17 protein-coding genes are annotated in these 21,935 nt (G+C 68.6%); 8 read left to right on the top strand and 9 right to left on the bottom strand.

The window, feature by feature from the left end:
- Positions 1-29: 29 nt before the first annotated feature.
- On the bottom strand, positions 30-4,994 hold the full coding sequence (locus FBY21_RS25645) for a C39 family peptidase (protein WP_142014862.1): 4,965 nt from the start codon (positions 4,992-4,994) through the stop codon (positions 30-32).
- Positions 4,995-5,210: 216 nt separating this feature from the next.
- Between FBY21_RS25645 and FBY21_RS25640 the strand changes: the two genes are divergently transcribed.
- The 5 genes from FBY21_RS25640 to FBY21_RS25620 all read left to right on the top strand — a co-directional run bounded on the left by FBY21_RS25640 (position 5,211) and on the right by FBY21_RS25620 (position 10,879).
- On the top strand, positions 5,211-5,594 hold the full coding sequence (locus FBY21_RS25640) for a hypothetical protein (protein WP_069559360.1): 384 nt from the start codon (positions 5,211-5,213) through the stop codon (positions 5,592-5,594).
- A gap of 173 nt (positions 5,595-5,767) precedes the next feature.
- Positions 5,768-6,775: a nucleoid-associated protein YejK gene (gene yejK / locus FBY21_RS25635; RefSeq protein WP_074970821.1), complete on the top strand. Its 1,008-nt coding sequence runs from the start codon at positions 5,768-5,770 to the stop codon at positions 6,773-6,775.
- 158 nt (positions 6,776-6,933) lie between these two features.
- A complete protein-coding gene (locus FBY21_RS25630) occupies positions 6,934-7,440 on the top strand; it encodes a sigma-70 family RNA polymerase sigma factor (RefSeq protein WP_142014859.1) in 507 nt (168 codons plus the stop codon).
- Complete coding sequence (locus FBY21_RS25625; RefSeq protein WP_142014857.1) at positions 7,437-8,384, top strand: FecR family protein; 948 nt, start codon at positions 7,437-7,439, stop codon at positions 8,382-8,384. The genes FBY21_RS25630 and FBY21_RS25625 overlap by 4 nt, the downstream gene beginning before the upstream one ends.
- Positions 8,385-8,476: 92 nt before the next feature.
- Positions 8,477-10,879, top strand: a complete 2,403-nt coding sequence (locus FBY21_RS25620; RefSeq protein WP_142014854.1) for a TonB-dependent siderophore receptor — start codon at positions 8,477-8,479, stop codon at positions 10,877-10,879.
- 21 nt (positions 10,880-10,900) lie between these two features.
- On the opposite strand, the gene FBY21_RS25615 is transcribed toward FBY21_RS25620, so the two are convergent.
- The 4 genes from FBY21_RS25615 to FBY21_RS25600 all read right to left on the bottom strand — a co-directional run bounded on the left by FBY21_RS25615 (position 10,901) and on the right by FBY21_RS25600 (position 13,438).
- Complete coding sequence (locus tag FBY21_RS25615) at positions 10,901-11,833, bottom strand: glutathione S-transferase family protein (RefSeq protein WP_142014851.1); 933 nt, start codon at positions 11,831-11,833, stop codon at positions 10,901-10,903.
- A gap of 50 nt (positions 11,834-11,883) precedes the next feature.
- The gene (locus FBY21_RS25610) at positions 11,884-12,192 is read right to left on the bottom strand and encodes a GIY-YIG nuclease family protein (protein ID WP_074970810.1); all 309 of its coding nucleotides are present in this window, start codon (positions 12,190-12,192) and stop codon (positions 11,884-11,886) included.
- Entirely contained in the window at positions 12,189-12,887 is a 699-nt protein-coding gene (locus FBY21_RS25605) for a glutathione S-transferase family protein (protein ID WP_044411694.1), read from the bottom strand. The genes FBY21_RS25610 and FBY21_RS25605 overlap by 4 nt, the downstream gene beginning before the upstream one ends.
- An 80-nt stretch (positions 12,888-12,967) precedes the next feature.
- On the bottom strand, positions 12,968-13,438 hold the full coding sequence (locus tag FBY21_RS25600; RefSeq protein ID WP_074970808.1) for a nuclear transport factor 2 family protein: 471 nt from the start codon (positions 13,436-13,438) through the stop codon (positions 12,968-12,970).
- 124 nt (positions 13,439-13,562) lie between these two features.
- On the opposite strand from FBY21_RS25600, the gene FBY21_RS25595 reads away from it, so the two are divergent.
- Positions 13,563-14,516: a GlxA family transcriptional regulator gene (locus FBY21_RS25595; RefSeq protein WP_142014846.1), complete on the top strand. Its 954-nt coding sequence runs from the start codon at positions 13,563-13,565 to the stop codon at positions 14,514-14,516.
- A gap of 203 nt (positions 14,517-14,719) precedes the next feature.
- Here FBY21_RS25595 and FBY21_RS25590 read toward each other — a convergent pair whose 3' ends face one another.
- From FBY21_RS25590 to FBY21_RS25575, 4 genes are all read right to left on the bottom strand, one after another.
- Positions 14,720-15,481, bottom strand: coding sequence for an amino acid ABC transporter ATP-binding protein (locus FBY21_RS25590; RefSeq protein WP_044411703.1), 762 nt, complete (start codon positions 15,479-15,481; stop codon positions 14,720-14,722).
- 10 nt (positions 15,482-15,491) lie between these two features.
- A complete protein-coding gene (locus tag FBY21_RS25585; protein WP_142014843.1) occupies positions 15,492-16,586 on the bottom strand; it encodes an amino acid ABC transporter permease in 1,095 nt (364 codons plus the stop codon).
- A 10-nt stretch (positions 16,587-16,596) separates the two neighbouring features.
- Positions 16,597-17,781, bottom strand: a complete 1,185-nt coding sequence (locus FBY21_RS25580; protein ID WP_142014840.1) for an amino acid ABC transporter permease — start codon at positions 17,779-17,781, stop codon at positions 16,597-16,599.
- A gap of 63 nt (positions 17,782-17,844) precedes the next feature.
- Positions 17,845-18,873, bottom strand: coding sequence for an amino acid ABC transporter substrate-binding protein (locus FBY21_RS25575; protein ID WP_142014837.1), 1,029 nt, complete (start codon positions 18,871-18,873; stop codon positions 17,845-17,847).
- A gap of 464 nt (positions 18,874-19,337) precedes the next feature.
- Here FBY21_RS25575 and FBY21_RS25570 point away from each other — a divergent pair, with 464 nt between their 5' ends.
- On the top strand, positions 19,338-19,997 hold the full coding sequence (locus tag FBY21_RS25570) for an alpha/beta hydrolase (RefSeq protein ID WP_142014835.1): 660 nt from the start codon (positions 19,338-19,340) through the stop codon (positions 19,995-19,997).
- A gap of 26 nt (positions 19,998-20,023) precedes the next feature.
- Positions 20,024-21,931: an acyl-CoA synthetase gene (locus FBY21_RS25565; protein ID WP_142014832.1), complete on the top strand. Its 1,908-nt coding sequence runs from the start codon at positions 20,024-20,026 to the stop codon at positions 21,929-21,931.
- Positions 21,932-21,935: the final 4 nt, after the last annotated feature.

Genomic DNA, 21,935 nt, shown 5'->3' with positions numbered 1-21,935 from the left:
CCCCGGCCCGCAACGCCCGATTCAACGACCTACGCCAACTGCAACCAGCGCCACAGCGCCGCCCAGCGCGGAGTCAGCGGGCCAAAGGCCAGGCGCCGCACCAGGCCACGGCGCAGGCGCCGGTAGAAGGGATGACTGCCGACATGACGGGCGTACCCGCCGGCCTCCCCGAAAAGGGCTCGGGCGGCGCGGGCGTCGCCCTGTTCCCAGGCCTTGGCGGTGCCTTCGGCCAGCCGCTTCAGGCACAGGTAGAAGGCTCTCAACTCTGCCCCTTCCAGCCTGGCCAGCCACTCCGCCACCGCTTCACGGTCATCGGCCAGGGCGGCGTCGCCCACCAGCCAGGCCATGGCGTCGTGGTTGTTGGGGTCGCGCTGCAAGGACAGGCGCGACACCTCCGCCGCCTCGGCATCGCGCTTGAGGGCACGCAGCGCCAGGGACAGGTTGTCCAGCGCCCAGGCGGGCAGGTCGTCGCGCTCGCGCCAGTCGCCCATCCAGTGGAGCATCGCCGAGTAGCGTTCCTGGCTGCTCAGCGCGTAGCTGGCCATGCCCCAGGTCACGGGGTTCTCGCGGATGGCCGGGGCGCACGCTTCCAGGGTGCGCGTGAGCAGCCCGCTGGCGTTCTTGCGCTCGGCCAGCAGGTCGAGCATGCCGTGGCGGGCCGCGTGACTTTCATCCTGGGGCAGCACGCGCTGGAAGGCCCGCCACAGGGAACCGGGCAACCAGCGGGCATCCTCCATGGCGAACCAGTGGCGGTAGGCGATGCGGTGCAGCTCGCCGCTCGGGGCGAACTGCTCGAGCACGTCGCTCCAGATCCGATCATCCACTGGGACGCCCAGCACCTCGATGACTCCTTGCCAGGCATCCAGCCCCGCGGTGGTGGTGCAGACCCGCTCCAGGGCCTGGCGCTTCAGTTCGCGGTCGTTGACCATCCCGGCCGCCCGCACGCCGCGCACCAGCGCGGAGGGGCTGGCCTCGCCGGCCAGCAGGCGGCGCACCACGTCGGCCGACTCGGCATGCCGGCCGCTCTCGGCCAGCAGGTCGAAGGCATGCAGCCCGGCGAAGCTGTAGTCGCGGTCCAGCTCGAAGGCCTTGAGGAAGGCCGGCAGTGCGTCGGCCTTGCGTTCGGCCATCAGCAGGGCATGGCCACGGAAGCCGTGGGAGACGGCCTTGCGCGGTTCCAGGCGGACCATCTGGTCGGCGGCGGCCAGGTAAGCCTCGGCGTTGCCGCCGTTGTCGTGCAGGTCGGCCAGCTCGCGCCAGCCGTCGTAGGCATCCGGGTGCACCCGCAGCAGTGCGTCGAGCTCGGCCTGGGCGCCCTCGCGGTCGTCGTTGCGCAGGCGCACGCGGGGGCCGTAGAGCGCCAGCTCCACCGGTGGCGCGCCGCCCCAGCAGGGCGCCTGGAGCAAGGCATCCAGCTCGTCCTGGCGGCCGCCTTCCAGCAGCAGGCGGGCCAGCTGGTCGTTGGCGCCCCGGTGCCGGGGGGTGAGCTGCAGGGCGCGGCGCAGGGCCTGTTCGCGGGCTTCGTCAGTGCTTTCCTGCTCGGCCAGGGCCAGCCAGGCGTCGCTGTCGCCGGCGCGCCGTTCCACCAGGCTGCGGGCCAGGGCCAGGGGCCGTTCGGGCTGGTCCAGCGCGGCGCTGTAGCGGCGCAGCTGGTTCCAGGCCCAGCCGTTGCCGGGCTCGTCGAGCAGGACGCGCTCGGCCTCGTCGGCACCGGCGGCCATCTCGCCGCGCTCGCCCAGCACGTAGCCGAGCCAGGCACGCAGGTCGGTGTTATCGGGGGTGCGCTGGAGCACGCCGCGCAGCATGGCTTCGGCCTCGTCGAGGCCGGTGCCCTCCTCCACCAGGGTTTCCACGTAGAGGCGCACGCTCTGGGTCCACAGCGGGTTGATCCGCAGGCTGTCGCGCAGGGTCTCGCGGCACTCGGCGTAGCGGCCCTGGTCACGCAGCAGCAGGGCGCGCTCCAGGCCCAGGCGCGGCATCTGGCTGAAGCGTTCCTGGGCACGGGCCAGCAGGGCGTCGGCCTCGTCGGTGCGTTCGAGGAAGGCCAGTTGGCGGGCGGTGACCACCCACAGCTGCCAGGTGTCCGGCTGGCGCTCCAGGGCGGCCTGGAGCTGCTCCAGCAACGCGGCATCGTCCAGCAGGGCGCGGGCCTGGTAGGCGTAGGTGAGCCAGCCGTCGCCGAAGTTCACCTGCTGCACCAGTTGGGTGTGGATGTAGGCCAGGGCTTCGTCCAGTTCCTCGCGGCTGGCGCAGCTGTCCAGCAGCATGCTCAGGGCGTAGTCGTTGTCGATGCTGCGGGCCAGCGCCAGGCGGAAGGCCTCGCGGGCAGCCTCGCGGCGGCCGGCCTGCAGGTGCACGAAGCCGAGGGTGGACTGGGCGCTGGTGGCACCGTGCTCCACCTGGATGGCCCGCTCGCAGGTCTCCAGGGCTTCGTCGTCGCGCCCGAGGCGGGCCAGGGTCACGGCCAGTTCGCGGATCGCCCAGGCGTGCTCGGGGTGGCTGGCCAGCAGGCGCAGCAGGGCGGTCTCGGTGTCTTCCAGGGAGCGCCGCTTGGCCCGCTCCACGGCCAGGTCGGCAATGCCCCGGTGATGGGGGAAGCGCGCTACCAGGGCTTCGACGTAGGCGTCCACGGCCTCTTCGCCGGCGCTCTGCAGCAGCAGGTCCACCTGCAGGCGGTGCACGCGCATGTTCAGCGGGTCCAGTTCGGCGGCTTCGCGGCACCAGGCCTGGGCCTGTTCGAGGTCACCGCCGGCGCGCTGGCTGTGCAGCACGGCGGCGCGCAGCCAGTTGCCGCGCCGGCTGACCGGTTCGGCGCGTTCGAGCAGGGCCTGGTTCAGCTCCAGCTCGCCGATGCGTCCATAGAAGTCGGCCAGGCTGAGCAGCAGCGCGGGGTCGCGCGGGCGCTGTTCGACGGCCTGCTCCAGGACCTCGCGGCACTCGCGGGAGAAGTCCAGCTCCTCCAGGCATTCGGCGAGGGTCAGGCTCGGGCCGGCGTCCAGGCTGCCCAGGCGTGCCTGCCGGCGACGCAGGAAGGCCAGGCCCTCCTCCTGGCGGCCGAGGAAGCGCAGGGCGCGGAAGTACTGGACGCTGAAGCCTTCGTTGGTGTCGTGCAGGCAGGCGGCGATGCGGTAGTAGTCGCAGGCCGCCTCGCGCTCACCTGCGCTCCACAGCTGGCTGGCCAGCTCGTTCCAGGCCAGGGCGTTGGTCGGTGCCTGGCGCAGGACGCGGGCCAGCAGGCGGCGGGCCTCGGGGGCGTCGCGGCCGTCTTCGCCGAGGACGCTGGTGTAGCGCACCAGCAGCACGGGGTCGCACCAGCGTTCCTGGCAGTGCTGGGCGAGCCAGTCGAGGTGGACTTCGCGGCTTTCCAGCTGGGACAGCGAGGTGGCCTTGGAGAGGATCAGGTTGGCGTCTTCGGGGAAGCGCTGCAGCAGCGCCTCGGTGGCTTCCAGCACCTGGCTCTCGCGGCCGTCGTACCAGCCGAGGGCACGCAGGCCCTGGTAGGCCAGGCGGTGCTCGGGCGCGGCTTGGCGCAGGGCCTGGAGGGCGGCCTCTGCCTCTTCGCGGTCGTGCACTTCCAGGGCGCTGACCAGGCGGTAGTAGTGATCCCACACGTCGCTTTCGGGCAGTTCCAGCCCGTCCAGCCGGTGGGCTTCCTCGGGGGGCAGCAGGAGCATGCCGCGCGGGCCGGAGGGGCGCTGGCTCTCCAGCAGGCCGACGGCGAGGGATTCGCCGAAGTGGGCCTGGCCGGGGTCGCGGATCAGCAGGGTGCCACGGGGTTCGTCGTAGCCCACCACGGCCTGCAGGTGGCCGCTGCCGGTGTACTGCAGGGTCAGGGTGAAGGGGATGCCGCGGTCGATCAGGGCGCGGCTGGTGGCCCAGTCCACGGTGAACTCGCGGGCCAGCCAGCCGTTGCGCTCGCCCCAGGCGCGCTCGGCCTGGTGGGAGGTGCCGTCGTAGCAGATCTCTTCGGCCACTTCGAGGTGGCCGACGGGGCGGCCCCAGTAACCGGACAGCGCGGTGAGGGTGGCCGGTACGCAGGTCATGTGGTGCTGGCGGACGAAACGCACCGGCAGCAGGCAGCGCCGGCCCTGGGGCTCGGCGAGGTTCTCGGCGACCTTGCGGTAGAACGGCGACTCCGACTCCAGGGCCAGGCGATGCCCGGCGGCTAGGTCGCCGCGCAGGCAGGCGATATCGCAACGGCGGGCGGCGTACCAGCCGCGCATGCCCTTCTCCATCAGCGGCGCCAGCTGTTCGCCATGGGCCAGCCAGTGCTCGGCCTCGTCGAGGGCTTCGCGTTCGATCAGCAGGTCGGTGAGCTGGGCACACAGGCTGGCGCTCTCGCTGCGCGCGCAATCGGCCCGCAGGCGCGCCAGGGCGGCGTCCTCGCGGCCGAGTTGCAGTTCCAGCTGCGCGGCCTGGTGCTGGGCGCCGCGGTAGTCGGGGCGTTCGGCGAGCACGGCTTCGCAGAGGGCCAGGGCTTCTTCGTAGCGGTCCTCCTGCTCCAGGCTGTAGGAGCGCTCCACCGGCAACCACGGGTCGCCGGGCAGCAGGCGCTCGGCTTCGGCGTGGCATTCGGCGCTGCGGTCGAAGTCACGCAGCAGCGCGTGCAGGTAACCGAGGAAGGACAGCCATTCGGCGCGCAGCTCGGGCGCCTCGGGCAGCCAGCCGTCGAACCCCTGGACGAAGCGCCAGGCGCGGTACTGCCCGCGACGCGAGAGCAGGAAGCGCGCATAGCGCAGGCGTGCCTCGGGGGATTCGGGGTGGCGACGGTAGGTGCGCCAGGCCAGGGCGTCGGCCAGGCGCGGCGCGCCCATGTGGCCGACCAGGCGGCAGGCCAGCGCCAGGGCGGCGGGGTCGCGCCATTGGCGGTAGTCACCCAGGCGGCCGGCCAGGGCATGGGCCTGGAGGAACAGGCCACGGTCGGCCAGCGCCTCGATGGCGTGCAGCAGCTCGGCGCGCTGGTGGGCGGGTAGATCGAGGGCGATGTCGGTCATCGGAACCATCCCTGGTCAGGCGGGGCCGCCACGCTGACGTGGCGCCACGCTCAAGGTGAGAGCGGATTCATCCGCGAAACAGGCTGAAAAGAATAATGCCCGGCACCGGGCAGAACCAGCGCCTGGAGCCGCGTTCTACTGCGCGACGGCTCATCGGTTCACAGGGGTGTGAACCGGGTAGCAGTCGTCGGGTTCCTTCAGGAGCGAAGAAACGAGATGGCGACAAAAGCGGGTGTCTTCACCAAACGTGTGGTGGGCGTGCTTTTGACCGTGGTGGCGCTGGGGGCGGTGACGGCCCAGGCAATCGACTACGACCTGGATAACGATGGCTATCGCGATGCGCAGTTCGGTGGCAGCGATTACGACCTGGATAACGATGGCTACCGCGATGCCCAGTTCGGCGGCAGCGATTACGACCTGGACAACGATGGCTACCGTGATGCCGAGTTCGGTGGCAGCGATTACGACCAGGACAACGACGGCTACCGCGATGCGCAGTTCGGCGGCAGCGACACCGACCTGGATAACGACAGCTACCGGGATGTCCGCTTCAACGGCAGCGACACCGACCAGGACAATGACGGCAACCGCGACGATTGATCCCGTCCCTCCAGTGAGAACGCCCGCCTGTGCGGGCGTTTTCGTTTACCGCCCCCTTGTTACCCCCTCCCGCGAAACGACCACCCGCCGCGCCGTTGCGCCGGGAGCCTGTTAGACTTCCGCCCCTCAGCCGACCCCAGCGGTCGCCCCGTCCACCGTTCCCGGATACGTCCATGCCGATTCGCCATTGCATCGTCCACCTCATCGACAAGAAGCCCGACGGCAGCGCCTCCACCCTGCACGCGCGCGACAGCGAGCTGGCCGAGTCCAAGGCCATCGAGAACCTGCTGGCCGACCTCAACGACAGCTACAACGCCAAGCAGGGCAAGGCCTGGGGCTTCTTCCACGAGGAGTCCGGCGCCTACCCCTTCAGCGGCTGGCTGAAGGCCTACCTGGAAGGCGGCGAGTTCGCGCCCTTCACCCGCCAGGCGGCGGAGCACCTGCAGAAGCTGATGGACGAGTCGAACCTCTCCACCGGCGGCCACGTGCTGTTCGCCCACTACCAGCAGGGCATGACCGACTACCTGGCCATCGCCCTGCTGCACCACAGCGAAGGGGTGACGGTGACCGAGTCCCTGGAGCTGGCCCCGGCCCGCCATCTGGACCTGGGCCAGTTGCACCTGGCGGCACGCATCAACCTCTCGGAATGGCGCAACAACGCGCAGTCCAAGCAGTACATCTCCTTCATCAAGGGCAAGAACGGCAAGAAGGTCTCGGACTACTTCCGCGACTTCATCGGCTGCCAGGAAGGCGTCGACGCCCCCGGCGAGACCCGTACCCTGCTCAAGGCCTTCAGCGACTTCGTCGAGCAGGAGGACCTGGCCGAGGAACAGGCCCGCGAGAAGACCAAGACCCTGGTGGACTACGCCACCACCCAGGCCAAACTGGGCGAGGCCATCACCCTGGAAGAGCTGTCCGGGCTGATCGACGAGGACCGCCCGCGTGCGTTCTTCGAGCACATCCGCAACAAGGACTACGGCCTGTCTCCGGAGATCCCGCCGGACAAGCGCACCCTCAGCCAGTTCCAGCGCTTCACCGGCCGTGCCGAGGGCCTGTCCATCAGCTTCGAGGCCCACCTGCTGGGTTCGAAGATCGAGTACGACGAGGGCCGCGACATGCTGATCATCCGGCAGGTGCCGACCCAGCTGAAGGATCAGCTCAAGCGCCGCAAGGACAACTGATCGCAGCGCCACCCTGGTGAGGCATGCAGAACGGAAACCCGGCACACGCCGGGTTTTCTCTGGGTACTCGGCAGCACCCCCAGCCTTCCCGTGATTGCGGAACAGGCACCGGCACCGATAAGATGCGACGCATTCTCATTTGAGCCCGGATCGCTCCCTTGCCCGTCTCCTCCTCCAGCAAACTGGGCTTCTTCTTCAGCGACCACCATCGCTGGCTGCTGCAGCACGTGCAGCGGCAGTTGCGTAACCGCGCGGATGCCGAGGACACGGCAGCCGAAACCTTCTGCCAGTTGCTCGCAGCGCGGGTCGACCCGGACAGCATCGAACAGCCCCGCGCCTACCTTTCCACCATCGCTCGCCGACTGATCTTCGATCGCCACCGCCGCAAACGCCTGGAGCAGGCCTACCTGGAGCGGCTGATGCTGCTGCCGGAGGAACTGGTGCCCTCCCCGGAAGAAAGCCACCTGCTGCTGGAAGCCCTGCACGCCATCGACCACAGCCTTGCCGGCCTGCCGCTGACGGTAAAGAAGGCCTTTCTCATGAGCCAGCTCGACGGTCTCGGCTACGCGGAGATAGCTCGGCGCCTGGGCGTCTCCGAGCGCACCGTCGGCCGCTACATGACCCAGGCCCTGCGCCAGTGCTACCTGAGCGGGGCCCAGCCGTGAGCCGCGACGCATTGGCTCCGGCCGCCGAAGAGGCCATCGCCTGGATGGTGCGCCTGCGCAACGGGCACACCGACGCACACCAGCAGGCGCTGTTCCAGCAGTGGCTGGAGCAAGCGCCCGCCCATGCGCACGCCTGGGCGCAATTGCAACGCGGCCTGGGCGGCCACTACGACATCGTGAGCCGAGCCCCCCAAGCCCTGCGCGAGAGCCTGCTGCAACACGAACCAGGCCGCCGCGACCTGCTGCGCAGCCTGGTCGGCATCGGCCTGCTCGGTGGCGGGCTCTGGCTCGGCGGCCGCAGCCAGCCAGGCCAGGCGTTGATGGCAGGCCTGCGCACCGGCACCGGCGAACGACGCCATTTCACCCTGGCTGATGGCAGCCAGCTGGACCTGAACGCCGGCAGCGCCGCCGATTTCGCCCCCTCCGCCGAGCATCGCCTGCTGCACCTGTACCAGGGCGCCCTGGTGGTCCAGGTGGCAGCGGACCCGTCGCGCCCCTTCGTTGTGCGCAGTGCTCAAGGTGAGATCCGTGCGCTCGGCACGCGCTTCCTGGTCGAGCAGCTGGCGGGGGCCACCCGCGTGGTGGTGCTGGAGCATGCCGTGCGCGCCTCGCTGCCCAACCGCACCACGCTGGACATGACTGAAGGCCAGGCCGCCCTGCTGCACAACCAGCACATCGAGCCACTGCCTCGCGGCCAGGCCTTCCGGGCTGACTGGGTCGAGGGCCGCCTCAGCGTGCTCGACGAACCCCTGGCGGCGGTGGTCGATGCTTTGCGCCCTTACCGTGCCGGGCTGATCCGTGTCAGCCCGGCAGTACGCGACCTGCGTGTGCAGGGCGTGTTCCCCCTGGACGACAGCGAACGCACCCTTGCCGCACTGGCGGAAACCCTGCCAATCCGCATCGAGCGCTACGGCCCCTGGCTGACGCTGATCGACACTTTCTGAGAGTGCGAGTGAAAAACTTTCGCATTCATGTCCGGTTTTTCGTACTCGTTGCACCTCTCTCCTGACACGCCCACCCTTTCAGGAGAACCCCCGTGCTCAAACCCTGGCCCCTTGCTCTCGCCATAGCCCTGGCTGCCGCCCCCTCGGCCTTTGTCCGAGCCGACGGTTCCGTCCAGCACGCAGTGCAGCGCTTCGACCTGCCGGCTGCCGGCCTGGCGGAGACGCTCAACGCCATCGCCCGTCAGAGCGACCAGGTGATAGCCCTCGACCCGGCGCTGGTAGCCGGCAAATACGCGCCGGCCATACAGGGCGAGATGAGTGCCCTGCAGGCCATGCAGCGTGCCCTGCGAGGCAGTGGCCTGCAGGTGATCGTCACCCGCAGCGGCACCTTCAGCGTGGCACCGGCCGTGGATGCCGGCGGTGCACTCGAATTGAGCGCGACCGACATCAACAGCAGCGGACTGGGCGAAACCACCGAAGGCAGCGGCTCCTACACCACCGGCGCGGTGACCCTCGGCAAGACCGCGCGCTCCCTGCGCGAAACCCCACAATCGGTGACCGTTGTCACGCGCCAGTTGATGGACGACAAGAACCTCGTGTCCCTCGACCAGGTGATGGCCCAGACACCGGGCATCACCCGCGCCAACCGTGGCTACGGCAACCACCACTTCAGTTCCCGGGGCTTCGATCTCACCGACGAGAGCTACATGGTCGATGGCGTGCCCGGACAAGCCTTCGCCTACACCGGCTGGATGCCGCCGGACATGGCGATCTTCGACCGCGTCGAAGTACTGCGTGGCGCCTCCGGGCTTCTGGTGGGAGCCGGCAACCCAGGCGGCGCGGTGAACCTGGTGCGCAAGCGCCCGACCCTGGACCCGCGCTTCACCATCACCACCCGCGCCGGGTCCTGGGACACCTACCGCCTCGACCTGGACGCCAGCGGCCGACTGAACGACGAAGGCACCCTGCGGGGCCGCATGGTCGCTTCCTATGAGGATCGCGGGTCATTCATTGATGTCACCACGTCCAAGCGCCCACTGCTCTACGGCATCGTCGAAGCCGACCTGAACAACGCCACCACGGTCGCTTTCGGGCTGCGTAGGCAAACCTCGCGCATCGACGGCTACAGCGTGCTGGGCCTGCCGATGAACCCCGATGGCAGCAACCCGCACCTCAAGCGCTCGACCTTCCTCGGCCAGGACTGGGCCAAGCTGCAGAGCCGCATCGACGAAGTGTTCGCCGACCTCGACCATCGCTTCAACGACACCTGGACCGGCAAACTGGCGCTGTCCCACTCCGAAAGCAGCTACAACCGCAGCGCCATCGAATGGAGCGCAGGCGATACGCTGACCTACGGTAGCCCCGGCGGCCCGCTGGTCAGCGGCATCGGCTACCACAAGTTCGATGCCACCTCGAATGCCGTCGACGGCCACCTGGACGGCGAGTTCGAGGCCTTCGGCCTGTCCCACCAAGTGACCCTGGGTGCCAACTGGTCCAGGCGCAAGATGAACGACAAGGACGCCACCGTCGCGTTGCCCAGCCCCATCCCCCTCGACGTGTTCAATCCCGACCACGGCAACGTGCCCCGCCTCGCCCGCCAGGCCTGGGACGCCAAGGACGACACCCTCGAAACCCGCTACGGCACCTACCTCAACGCCCGCCTGCACATGACCGAAGCCCTCAGCCTGGTCCTCGGCGGCCGTCTGAGCTGGTACAAGACCGACGCCTGGAACGGTGACCTGCTCTCCACCAACCAGCAGAAGCACGAGTTCACGCCCTTCGTCGGCGCCCTCTACGACCTCGATGAAACCTGGACCCTGTATGCCAGTTACGCCGACATCTTCATGCCCCAGGCCAGCTATCGCACCGTGGGCGGTCGCATGCTGGACCCCTCCATCGGCTCCAACTACGAGACCGGGATAAAGGGCGAGCTGTTCGACAAACGCCTGAATCTGTCCTTCGCGCTGTTCTACATCGAGCAGGAGGACATGGCCGCCCGCGACTACGCCAACGACGGCAAGTGCACGCAGGATGTCGCGGGACGCTGCTGGGTGAACAGCGATGGCATCAGCCGCAGCAAAGGCTTCGAGGCGGAAGCCAGCGGAGAGGTACTGCCAGGGCTGCAGGTAGCGGCCGGCTACACCTTCAACACCACCCGCTCGGAGGATGGCGGGCCCATCTCCGCGCAGACCCCCAAGCACCTGCTGCGTCTCAATACCCTCTACACCTTGCCGGGCGAGTGGAACCGCTTCAGCGTCGGCGGCGGTGTGTCCGCGCAATCCGGCTACGAAGATGCCTACAACGGCACCGACAACAGCGGCCGGGCGATCTTCGACGCGCGGGCGGCCTATAAGGTCGACTCGAACTGGACCGTCGCCCTGGACGTCGAGAACCTGTTCGACCGCACCTACTTCGCCTCTACCGGCTACTGGACGCGAGGCACCACGTACGGCACGCCGCGCAGCTACATGCTCACCCTGCGCGGCGATTTCTGAAGGGAGCGACGCCCGGTGTTGTCAGCGCGCCTCGATGCGGAAACCGACCCGCGGGAAGTGCACGTGGACCACGCCGGCGCGGTCGTCCTCACGGCGCAGGATGAGGCTTTCCAGGCCGACGAACAGCAGCTCACCTTCCACCGGGTCGACGCCGTAGTCGGTGGCGGCGACGCTGACCGCCTGGCCGGCCACCAGGCCATTGGCGTCGCTGAAGGGCTCGGCCGGCAGCGGGGCGGGTTCGGCCGCGCGGGCGATCTCGATGGCTTCGGCGGCGCTCAGCTCGCTGGAGGCGCCATGACCGAAGCCGAGCACGCGGCCCAGCCAGGCGGCGACCGCCGGGTAGTCATCCACCAGTGGGGCGGTGACCGGGGTGCCCTTGAGGAACCACAGGCAGTGGGCCAGGGAGAAGTCGGCCATGCTCGGCTCGCCGAAGAGGAAGTCACCGCCGGCGGCCAGTTGCGCCTGGACCCGGGCCATGAAGGTGGGCCAGTTGTGCCGGGCCACCTCCAGCGGCAGGCGGCTGCTGGTGCCGCCGCTGAACAGCGCGGCGCGGTCGGCCATGAAGGCCTTGATCGCTTCCGGCGGCAGGCCGGCGAAGCGCACGGCGGCCGATTCGGGCTGGAACACCAGGGTCACGGCGTGCTGGAAGATCACCGCGTCCACCCAGTGGCAGAAGCTGGCGATGTTGAAGGCATGGGCATCGGGCAGCAGCGCCGGGACGGCCTTTTCCTGCTCCAGGCGGCGGGCGATCAGGGCGGTGTCGCAGTAGATGTCGGCGCCCACCTGCAGCACCGGCGTCTTGCGGTAGCCGCCAGTCAGGGCCATCAGGTCGGGCTTGGGCATCACCCGGGGAATGTGCACCGAGCGCCAGGACAACTGCTTGAAGCCCAGCATCAGGCGGGCCTTCTCGGCGAAGGGCGAGGCGGGATAGTGGTGCAGGATCAGCTCGTGCATGGCGCGCTCCATCGGGTGGCGTGGGAGCCGCAGCTTAACCGGCCAGCGCGCTACGGCCTATCGCCCAGCGGGCATGACAGGCCATCAGCCTCGCTGATGCAGGTCGCCACCAGCGCCTCCTTGGCGCGCTTGCTCAGGGCCTTGATGGCGCGCTCGCGGCGCAGGGCGTCGCCCTTGCTGGCACAGACCTCGACGTAGACCAGCGCCTGGGCCGGGCTGGAATGGAAGAAGCGCGCGCCCTTGCCGCTCTGGTGCTGCTCGAAGCGGCGTAGCGGGTGGTCGCTGATGCCGCAGTACAACGCACCGTTCAACGCACGCACCAGGTAGACGAACCAGGGCCGGGGTGGCGCTGCACTCATGCCCAGGCCACGGCTCGCAGGCGCTGGCAGTAGTCCACCAGCACGGGGTATTCCCGCGCCAGGCGGTTGAGCGGGGTCTGCAGGGAGCAGAACACCAGGTTGGCCAGCACGCCATAGGCGGAGGCATCGGCGCTGCAGGGGTGGTCGCCGCCGAAGAACGGGGCGTCGCCGAGCAGGTCGGTGAGGGCCTGCAGGTCTTCCCGGGCGAAGGTGAGCAGGTCTTCCCGTTCGTGGCGGGCGAATCCCTGGGCGCTCAGGTCGGCCCTGACGCGACGCTGGATCAGCGGGGTGATCAGCGTCAGCAGCGCCGGGCCGAGGTGGCCGAAGAAGGCCTGGCGGGTCTGCTGCCAACCCTCCGGCTCCAGCCAGCGGAAGTACACCAGCAGCCAGTAGAGGTGGTCGTCGCACAGGCGGGTGACGGCAACCGCGCGGCCACGGGCCTCGGCGTCGAGGTGCTGGTCGAGTTCCAGGTGCAGGCGCTCGGTGAGCACCCGCTGGATGATGGCGCTGTCGGCGATCAGCTCGCCGTCGAAGTCGATGTAGGGGAGCTTGCCCTTGGGGGCCTTGCGCGGGTCGCGGAGCGCACGCACCTGGTACTGCACGCCGGCCAGGCGCATGAAGGTCTCCAGCTTGAGGCAGAAGGGGCTGACGTTGGGCACGTCGAACCCGGCAGGGAACTGGTAGAGCCTGATCATGAAGAAGTTACCGGTGAACAATCCGCCGGCGAGCTTAGCAGGTTGCCCGGGTGGCATCGCGCCACCCCGGCTCCGGCTGCTCAGTGGTTGGCGCGCCAGGCGGCCAGCCCGTGGGCGGCCTGGCGGCGGATCGCCGCCTGCACCGGCGGCAGCCAGCCCAGCAGCAGGCCCTTGGCGCCGAGGGCCTGGCGGGCCCAGCGCCACAGGTCGAAGCTGTCGCGGTGCTCGACGATCAGGCCGTTCTCGAAGCGGAAGCGCGCCTCGATGCGGTTGACCACGGTGCGCCCGGTCTGGCTGAACAGGTAGGTGGCGACCCAGCGCGCGCGGCCCTCGCGGTCATCGGCCTCGACACCGTCGAAGGTCAGGGAGAAGGCCTGGGCGCGCTGGGTCAGCATGCGCCACATGTCCGCCGCCTCGCTGCCGCGCAGGTCGGTGAACACCGGGTCGGCGAAGCGCACGTCGGCGGCGTAGCAGGCGGCCATGGTCTCGGCGTCCAGGGCCTGGAAGGCGCGGTAGAAACGTTCGATGAGGGCGGCGTTGGGGTGGCTCATGGGGCGGCTCGCGGCAAGTGGGGTGAGGAGAGTATCGACGCCTTTCCGCTGGGCGGCGATTGGCTGTATCGCCATCTTTGTGGCAATAATCGCCACCCTTCCCTCCCCCGTGCCGAGCCTTGTGATGATCCGAATCGCCCTGCTGGTCTGCCCACAGACGGTCTGCTCCAGCCTGGCCATGGCCGACGACGCGTTCCGCCTGGCCAATGCCCTGGCCGGTGAGGCGCTGTTCGAGGTGCTGCGGGTCAGCCGGGATGGCCAGCCGGTGGACCTGGGCATGGCCAGCATCCGCGTGGATGGCGACCTGGGCCTGGCCGAAGGTGCGCGCCTGGTGATGCTGCCGGCCACCGGCAGCGCGGTGGAACGCACCATCGCCGCCAACCCGGAGCTGCTGCGCTGGCTGGCGCAGCGGCCCGCCCGGCAGCAGGTGGCCAGCCTGTGCAGCGGCGCCTTCCTGCTGGGCGCCGCCGGGCTGCTGGAGGGCCGGCGTGCCACCACCCACTGGGCCCTGGCCGGCGCCTTTCGCCAACGCTTCCCCGGGGTGCGACTGGAGGCGGATGCGCTGTACACCGAGGACGGCGAGCGCTTCTGCTCCGGCGGCGCCCAGGCCGGGCTGGACCTGTGCCTGCACCTGATCGCCCGGCACGCTGGCGAGTGGCTGGCCCAGCGGGTGGCCAGCGCGCTGGTGGTGGAGCGCGAGCGCGGCGGCCAGAACCGCTTCGCCCCGCTGGTCCCCGAGGCCGGCCTGGACGACCCGCAACTGGGTGCCTTGCTGGCCTGGCTGCAGGCCCACTACGCCGAGCCCATCGACCTGCCGGGCCTGGCGGCGCGGGCCCACTGCTCGACCCGCACCCTGCTGCGGCGCTTCCGCACGGTGACCGGGCTGACCCCGAACGAGTACGTGCAGCGCCTGCGCATCGGCGCCGCCCAGCTCGCCCTGCGCCACCCGGGCCGCTCCCTGGAGCAGGTGGCGGCGCAGGTGGGCTACGGCGACCGGGCGACCTTCGCCAAGCTGTTCAAGCAGGTGTGCGGGGAAACGCCAGGGGCCTTCCGCCGGCGCTTGCGGGAACACGCGTGATCCGCGTCATGCACCGTGCGGAGTGGCCGGCATTCCCGGACTGAAGTCCGGGCTACTCGTGTCCAGCCGGACCGTAGGAGCGAGCTCTGCTCGCGAAGCCTTTCAGCCCAGGAATGGAATAACCGGCGCTCCCGGACTGAAGTCCGGGCTACGGCGGAAACGAAAAAGGGGCCCGAAGGCCCCTTTCCGTATCGCGCTGACGATCAGTGCAGGATCTGCCCGAGGAACAGCCTGGTGCGCTCGTTCTGCGGGTTGTCGAAGAAGGCGTTGGGTTCGTTCTGTTCGACGATCTCGCCCTTGTCCATGAAGATCACCCGGTCCGCTACGGTGCGGGCGAAGCCCATCTCATGGGTCACGCAGAGCATGGTCATGCCGTCCTGGGCGAGGCCGACCATGGTGTCGAGCACTTCCTTCACCATCTCGGGGTCGAGGGCGGAGGTGGGTTCATCGAACAGCATGATCTTCGGCTTCATGCACAGGGCGCGGGCGATGGCCACGCGCTGCTGCTGGCCGCCGGAGAGCTGGCCGGGGAACTTGTGGGCCTGCTCGGGGATGCGCACGCGCTCCAGGTAGTGCATGGCGATCTCTTCGGCCTGGCGCTTGGGCATCTTGCGCACCCACATCGGTGCCAGGGTGCAGTTCTGCAGCACGGTGAGGTGCGGGAACAGGTTGAAGTGCTGGAACACCATGCCCACTTCGCGGCGGATGGTCTCGATCTGCTTGAGGTCGTTGGTCAGCTCGGTGCCGTCGACGACGATGCGGCCCTGCTGGTGCTCTTCCAGTCGGTTGATGCAGCGGATGGTGGTGGACTTGCCGGAGCCGGACGGGCCGCAGAGGACGATGCGCTCGCCCGGCTTGACGTTCAGGTTGATGTCCTTGAGCACGTGGAACTGGCCGTACCACTTGTTCACGCCCTGCAGCTGGATGATCGGCGCAGCGGCGTCATTGCGGATTGCTTCACTCATTCAGATTCTCCTAACGCTTGTGCCCGGTATGCAGCTTGCGCTCCAGCCTCATGGAGTAGCGCGACATGCTGAAACAGAAGATCCAGTAGACCAGGGCGGCGAATACGTAGCCTTCGGTGGACATGCCCAGCCATTTGGGGTCGGTGGTCGCCTGCTTGATGCTGTTGAGCAGGTCGAACAGGCCGATGATGATCACCAGGCTGGTGTCCTTGAACAGGGCGATGAAGGTGTTGACGATGCCGGGGATGACCAGCTTCAGCGCCTGCGGCAGGATCACCAGCGCGGTGCTGCGCCAGTAGCCCAGGCCGAGGGCGGCGGCGGCTTCGTACTGGCCCTTGGGGATGGCCTGCAGGCCGCCGCGGACCACTTCGGCGACGTAGGCCGCCTCGAAGAAGATCACCATCACCAGGGCGCGCAGCAACTTGTCGAGGTTCATGCCCTCGGGCAGGAACAGCGGCAGCATCACCGAGGACATGAACAGCACGGTGATCAGCGGCACGCCGCGCCAGAACTCGATGAAGGTCACGCAGATGACCTTGATCGCCGGCAGCTTGGAGCGCCGCCCCAGGGCCAGCAGGATGCCCAGCGGCAGGGCGCCGGCGATGCCGACGTAGCCGATCACCAGGGTCAGCATCAGGCCGCCCCAGCGGCTGGTGGGCACTTCCTGCAGGCCCAGCCCGCCGTGCAGCAGCCAGAAGGCCAGCAGCGGGTAGACCACCAGGAAGCCGATCCCGTACAGGGCCTTGCGGGGCATCTTCTTCAGGAACAGCGGCGCGGCGCCGATGATCGCCAGCCACACGGTGACGTCCACCCGCCAGCGCAGTTCGCTGGGGTAGAAGCCGTACATGAACTGGCCGAAGCGTTGCTGGATGAAGACCCAGCAGGCGCCCTCGCCGGTGCAGTCGGTGCGGGTGGTGCCGCTCCAGGTGGCGTGGATCACCGCCCAGTTCAGCAGCGGCGGGAGGATCAGCCACAACAGGTACAGCGACAGCAGGGTGAGCACGACGTGCAGCGGGCTGGCGAACAGGTTGTGGCGCAGCCAGGCGACCGGCCCCACGACGTTGCTCGGCGGCGGCAGATCGGGCTTGAAGGTATGGGTGTTCATGGCTGTGCCCTCACCGCTCGATCAGCGCGATGCGCTTGTTGTACGCGTTCATCAGCAGCGAAATGCTGATGCTGATGGCCAGGTAGACGCTCATGGTGATGCCCATCACCTCGATGGCCTGGCCGGTCTGGTTGAGCGTGGTGCCGGCGAACAGCGAGACCATGTCGGGGTAGCCGATGCCGGCCGCCAGGGACGAGTTCTTCGCCAGGTTCAGGTACTGGCTGGTGAGCGGCGGGATGATCACCCGCAGGGCCTGGGGCACGATGACCAGGCGCAGGGTCAGGCCGGGGCGCAGGCCCAGGGAGTGGGCGGCCTCGGTCTGGCCGTGGCTGACGGCCTGGATGCCGGCGCGCACGGTCTCGCCGATGAAGGCGGCGGTGTAGATGGACAGCGCCATCATCAATGCCACCAGCTCGGGGATCACCACCCAGCCGCCACGGAAGTTGAAGCCGCTGAGCTGCGGCACCTCCCAGTGGAAGGGGCTGCCGATCAGCAGGGCACTGAGGCCGGGCACCAGCACCAGCAGGGCGATGGCGCTGAGCAGGACGGGGAAGCGCTGGCCGGTCTCGTCCTGGCGCTTGCGGGCCCAGCGCCGCAGGGCATAGATGGCCACCAGGCACAGCAGCACGGCGATGGCGAAGGGCCAGAAGCCATCGGCCACGGTGGGCGAGGGCATGTACACGCCCCGGTTGTTGATGAAGAAGGTGTCGGCCAGGCTGAGGCTCTGCTTCGGCCCGGGCATGGGCAGCATCACCGCGAAGTACCAGAAGAAGATCTGCAGCAGCGGCGGGATGTTGCGGAAGGTCTCGATGTACACGGTGGCCAGCTTGCGCACCAGCCAGTTGGGCGACAGCCGGGCCACGCCCAGGATGAAGCCTAGGATGGTGGCGAGGATGATGCCGATCACCGTCACCAGCAGCGTGTTGAGCAGGCCGATGAAGAAGACGCGCCCGTAGGTGTCGCTTTCCTGGTAGTCGATCAGGTGCTGGGAGATGCCGAAGCCGGCGCTCTGGTCGAGAAAGCCGAAGCCGGAAAGGATCCCGCGCTTCTCGAGGTTGACCTGGGTGTTATGGAAGAGGAACCAGCCGAAGGCCACGACGGCGACCACGGCGATGATCTGGAATAGCCACGCGCGCACCTTGGGATCGGTCAGTACCGACCCTCGGGCACGCGGGGCTTGGGAAGTGTTGTGCATGACAGCCCTCGACGATTGGAACGGAACGCTGCCGCCCGCCTCCGCAGGCGGCAGCGTGGTCGGTCAGCGCACCGGAGGTGCGTATTGCAGACCGCCCTTGTTCCACAGGGCGTTGAGGCCGCGCTCGATCTTCAGGTCGCTGCCGGCACCGACGTTGCGGTCGAAGATCTCGCCGTAGTTGCCGACCTGCTTGACGATCTGGACGGCCCAGTCCTTCGGCAGCTTGAGGTCCTTGCCGAAATCACCCTCGGCGCCCAGCAGGCGGGCGATATCGGGGTTCTTGGTGGACTTGGCGGTGGCTTCGACGTTCTTCGAGTCGATGCCCAGTTCCTCGGCGTTCAGCTGGGCGAACAGGGTCCAGCGCACGATGTCGAACCACTCTTCGTCACCCTGGCGCACGGCCGGGCCGAGGGGTTCCTTGGAGATGACTTCCGGCAGCACCACGTACTCGTTCGGCGCGGCCAGCTTGATGCGCTGGGCGTAGAGCTGGGACTGGTCGGAGGTCAGCACGTCGCAACGGCCGGATTCGAGGGATTTGGCGCTCTCGTCGGAGGTGTCGTAGGTGATGGGGGTGTACTTCAGGTTGTTGGCGCGGAAGTAGTCGGACAGGTTCAGCTCGGTGGTGGTACCGGCCTGGATGCACACGGTGGCGCCGTCCAGTTCCTTGGCGCTGGAAACGCCCAGCTTCTTGTTCACCAGGAAGCCCTGGCCGTCGTAGTAGGTCACGCCGGTGAAGTTCAGGCCCATCGCCGCGTCGCGGGAGCTGGTCCAGGTGGTGTTGCGGGAGAGGATGTCCACTTCGCCGGATTGCAGCGCGGTGAAGCGCTCCTTGGCGGTCAGGGGGCTGTACTTGACCTTGCTGGCGTCGCCGAAGACTGCAGCGGCAACGGCACGGCAGACGTCCACGTCGATGCCTTTGTATTCGCCCTTGGAATCGGCGTAGGAGAAGCCCGGGAGGCCGTCACTGATGCCGCACTGCACGTAGCCTTTCTTCTTCACTGCGTCCAGGGTGGCGCCGGCCTGCACGAAACCACTGGCGCCGAGCACAGCAGCTGCGGTCAGCACAGCCAGGGTGGATTTCACCATCTTCATCAAAACCTCCAGTTGCTTTTATTTGTGTTGGAGTCTCGGTCCTACCGCCGTACCCTCGTGAGGCAGGTTCAACCGCCTGGGCGGCCAACCGGGGAATCGGACCTAAGGAAAGCGGGGATGCATCGCTCCACTCGTCCCGCGCTTTCCCCGCCCATTGGTCAAATGGGCTGGAGACGGATTTTCGTCCACAGGCTTCGCGGAACCCCGCAGCCAGCGGACGTTTGCAAGGGCACGGCGAACCGTGCCCCAACCCGTTGGGCCGCCGCCCGGAGTGTTACCTCACGGCCGGTGCCAGCAGTCTGCTACGGCCTTAGCAAGGCCCGTACCAGTACCTTTTCCGAAGGACTCTTCCGATAGGTCAATAGGAAAAGTTTTGATGGTGCGACATGTTCTTCACAGATAGACCACAACCCTGCAATGCGCCAGCACCACACTGGTGCGTACGCCCCAAACCGGAGCCCCACATGCGTGAATCCCTGATCCTGGAACCTACACACTCCGTCGATTCGTGCGTCATCTGGTTGCACGGTCTGGGGGCGGACCGTTACGACTTCCAGCCGGTGGCCGAGGCCCTGCAGCAGCAGCTCACCGGCACCCGTTTCATCCTGCCCCAGGCGCCCACCCGCGCCGTGACCATCAACGGTGGCTGGGCGATGCCCTCCTGGTACGACATCCTTGCCATGACCCCGGCCCGGGCCATCGACCAGGACCAGCTGGAAGCCTCGGCGCAGACGGTGATCGACCTGATCGAAGGCCAGCGCGATGCCGGCGTCGACCCCGCGCGGATCCTCCTCGCCGGCTTCTCCCAGGGCGGCGCGGTGGTGCTGCACACCGCCTTCCTGCGCTGGAACGGCCCCCTGGGCGGAGTGATGGCGCTGTCCACCTACGCGCCCACCTTCCCCGATGCGCTGGAGCTGGCGGATACAAAACTACAACTGCCGGCCCTCTGCCTGCATGGCACCTTCGACGACGTGGTGCCGCCGGCCATGGGCCGCGCCGCCCATGACAAGCTCGCCGCTGCCGGCGTGCCGGTGACCTGGCGCGACTACCCCATGGGCCACGAAGTGCTGCCCGAGGAAGTGCGCGACATCGGCGCCTGGCTGGCCGAGCGCCTCGTCCGCTGACCCGAACAATCCACAAGAAGCCGGCCATGACCCAGACGCCCATCACGCCCATCGTCACCCTGCGCGACATCGAAGCGATCGAGCGCACCCCGCTCGAAGAGCGCGGCATGCCCGCCAGTACCTACGAGCTGATCCGCCAGAGCGCCGAGCGCAGCCCCGACGCCATCGCGATGAGCTTCCTGCTCCAGGGAAGCGCCAAGGAAACGCCCTGGCAGCTCACCTATGCCGAGCTGCTGGCCCAGGTCACCCGCACCGCCAACGCCTTCCACCGTCTGGGCGTGCGCCCGGGCAAGGCGGTGTCGTTCCTGCTGCCGAACCTGCCCCACACCCACTTCACCCTGTGGGGCGGCGAGGCGGCGGGCATCGTCAATGCCATCAATCCGCTGCTGGAGCCCGAGCACATCGCCGAACTGGTCCGCGCCGCCGACTCCGAGGTGCTGGTGACCCTGGCGCCCTTCCCCGGCACCGACCTGTGGGACAAGGTGGCCGGCCTGCGCGACCACCTCGGCTCGCTCAAGGCCATCGTCACCGTGGACCTGGCCAACTACCTGCCGGAACCCCAGCGCAGCGCCCTCAAGGCCCAGCGCGGCCCGCTGCCGGAAGGCGTGCTGGACTTCGACACGCTGATCGCCGACTGCCCGGCCGACCACCTGGAGAGCGGCCGGGTGATCGCCCCGGACGACATCGCTTCGTACTTCCACACCGGCGGCACCACCGGCACGCCGAAGCTGGCACCGCATACCCACCGCAACGAGGTGGCGATGGCGATGATCCTCGCCTACACCATCCACCTCGGCCCGCAGGACGTGACGCTCTGCGGCCTGCCGCTGTTCCACGTCAACGGCGTGATGGTCACCGGCCTGGCGCCCTTCTTCGTCGGCGCCCAGGTGCTGCTGGCCACGCCCCAGGGCTACCGCAGCACCACGCTGATCCAGAACTTCTGGAAGGTCATCGAGCGCTACCGGGTGAGCTTCTTCAGCGGCGTGCCCACCATCTACGCCGGCCTGCTGCAGGTGCCCAGCGAGGGGCATGACCTCTCCAGCCTGCGCTACGCCCTGTGCGGCGCCGCGCCGATGCCGGTGGAGCTGATCCGCCAGTTCGAGGCCAAGACCGGCCTCACGCTCATCGAGGGCTACGGCCTCACCGAAGGCACCTGCGGCAGCTGCGGCAACCCCAATGCCGGCGAGCGCCGCCCCGGCTCCATCGGCCTGCGCATGCCCTACTGCGAGGTGAGCATCAAGGTGCTGGACGAGGACGGTCGCTACCTGCGCGATGCCGCTGCCAACGAGATCGGCAACGTCTGCCTGCGCGGCGTGACGGTGTTCAAGGGCTACCTGCAGGCCGCCAAGAACGCCGGCATCTGGGTCGATGGGGACTGGTTCAACACCGGCGACCTGGGGCGCATGGATGCCGACGGCTATATATGGCTGACCGGCCGCAGCAAGGACCTGATCATCCGCGGCGGTCACAACATCGACCCGCAGATGATCGAGGAGGCCCTCCACGGTCACCCCGCCGTGGCCATGGCCGCCGCCGTCGGCAAGCCCGACGAGAAGGCCGGCGAACTGCCGGTGGCCTACGTGCAGCTCAAGCCCGGCCAGCAGGCCAGCGAGGACGAACTGCTGGCCCACGCCGCCGCCCACGTGCCGGAGCGCGCCGCCGTGCCCAAGGATGTGTGGATCATCGACGCCCTGCCGGTCACCGCCGTGGGCAAGACCTTCAAGCCGGCCCTGCGCCACGACGCCATCCGTCGCGTGTTCGAAGAGCGCCTGGCCGAGGTCGCCCCCGGCGTACGGGTCGAGGTGCGCAGCGATGACCGCCACGGCCAGCTGGCCCACATCCATGTACCGGGCCTGGACGATGCCCGACGCAGCGCTCTGGAGCAGGGCCTGGCCGGCTTCGCCGTGCGCTACGCGCTGTACCTCGCGGACTGAGATC

The organism is Pseudomonas sp. SLBN-26 (assembly GCF_006715895.1).
Taxonomy (GTDB): Bacteria; Pseudomonadota; Gammaproteobacteria; order Pseudomonadales; family Pseudomonadaceae; genus Metapseudomonas; species Metapseudomonas otitidis.
This window is presented reverse-complemented; position numbering and strand designations above follow the sequence as displayed.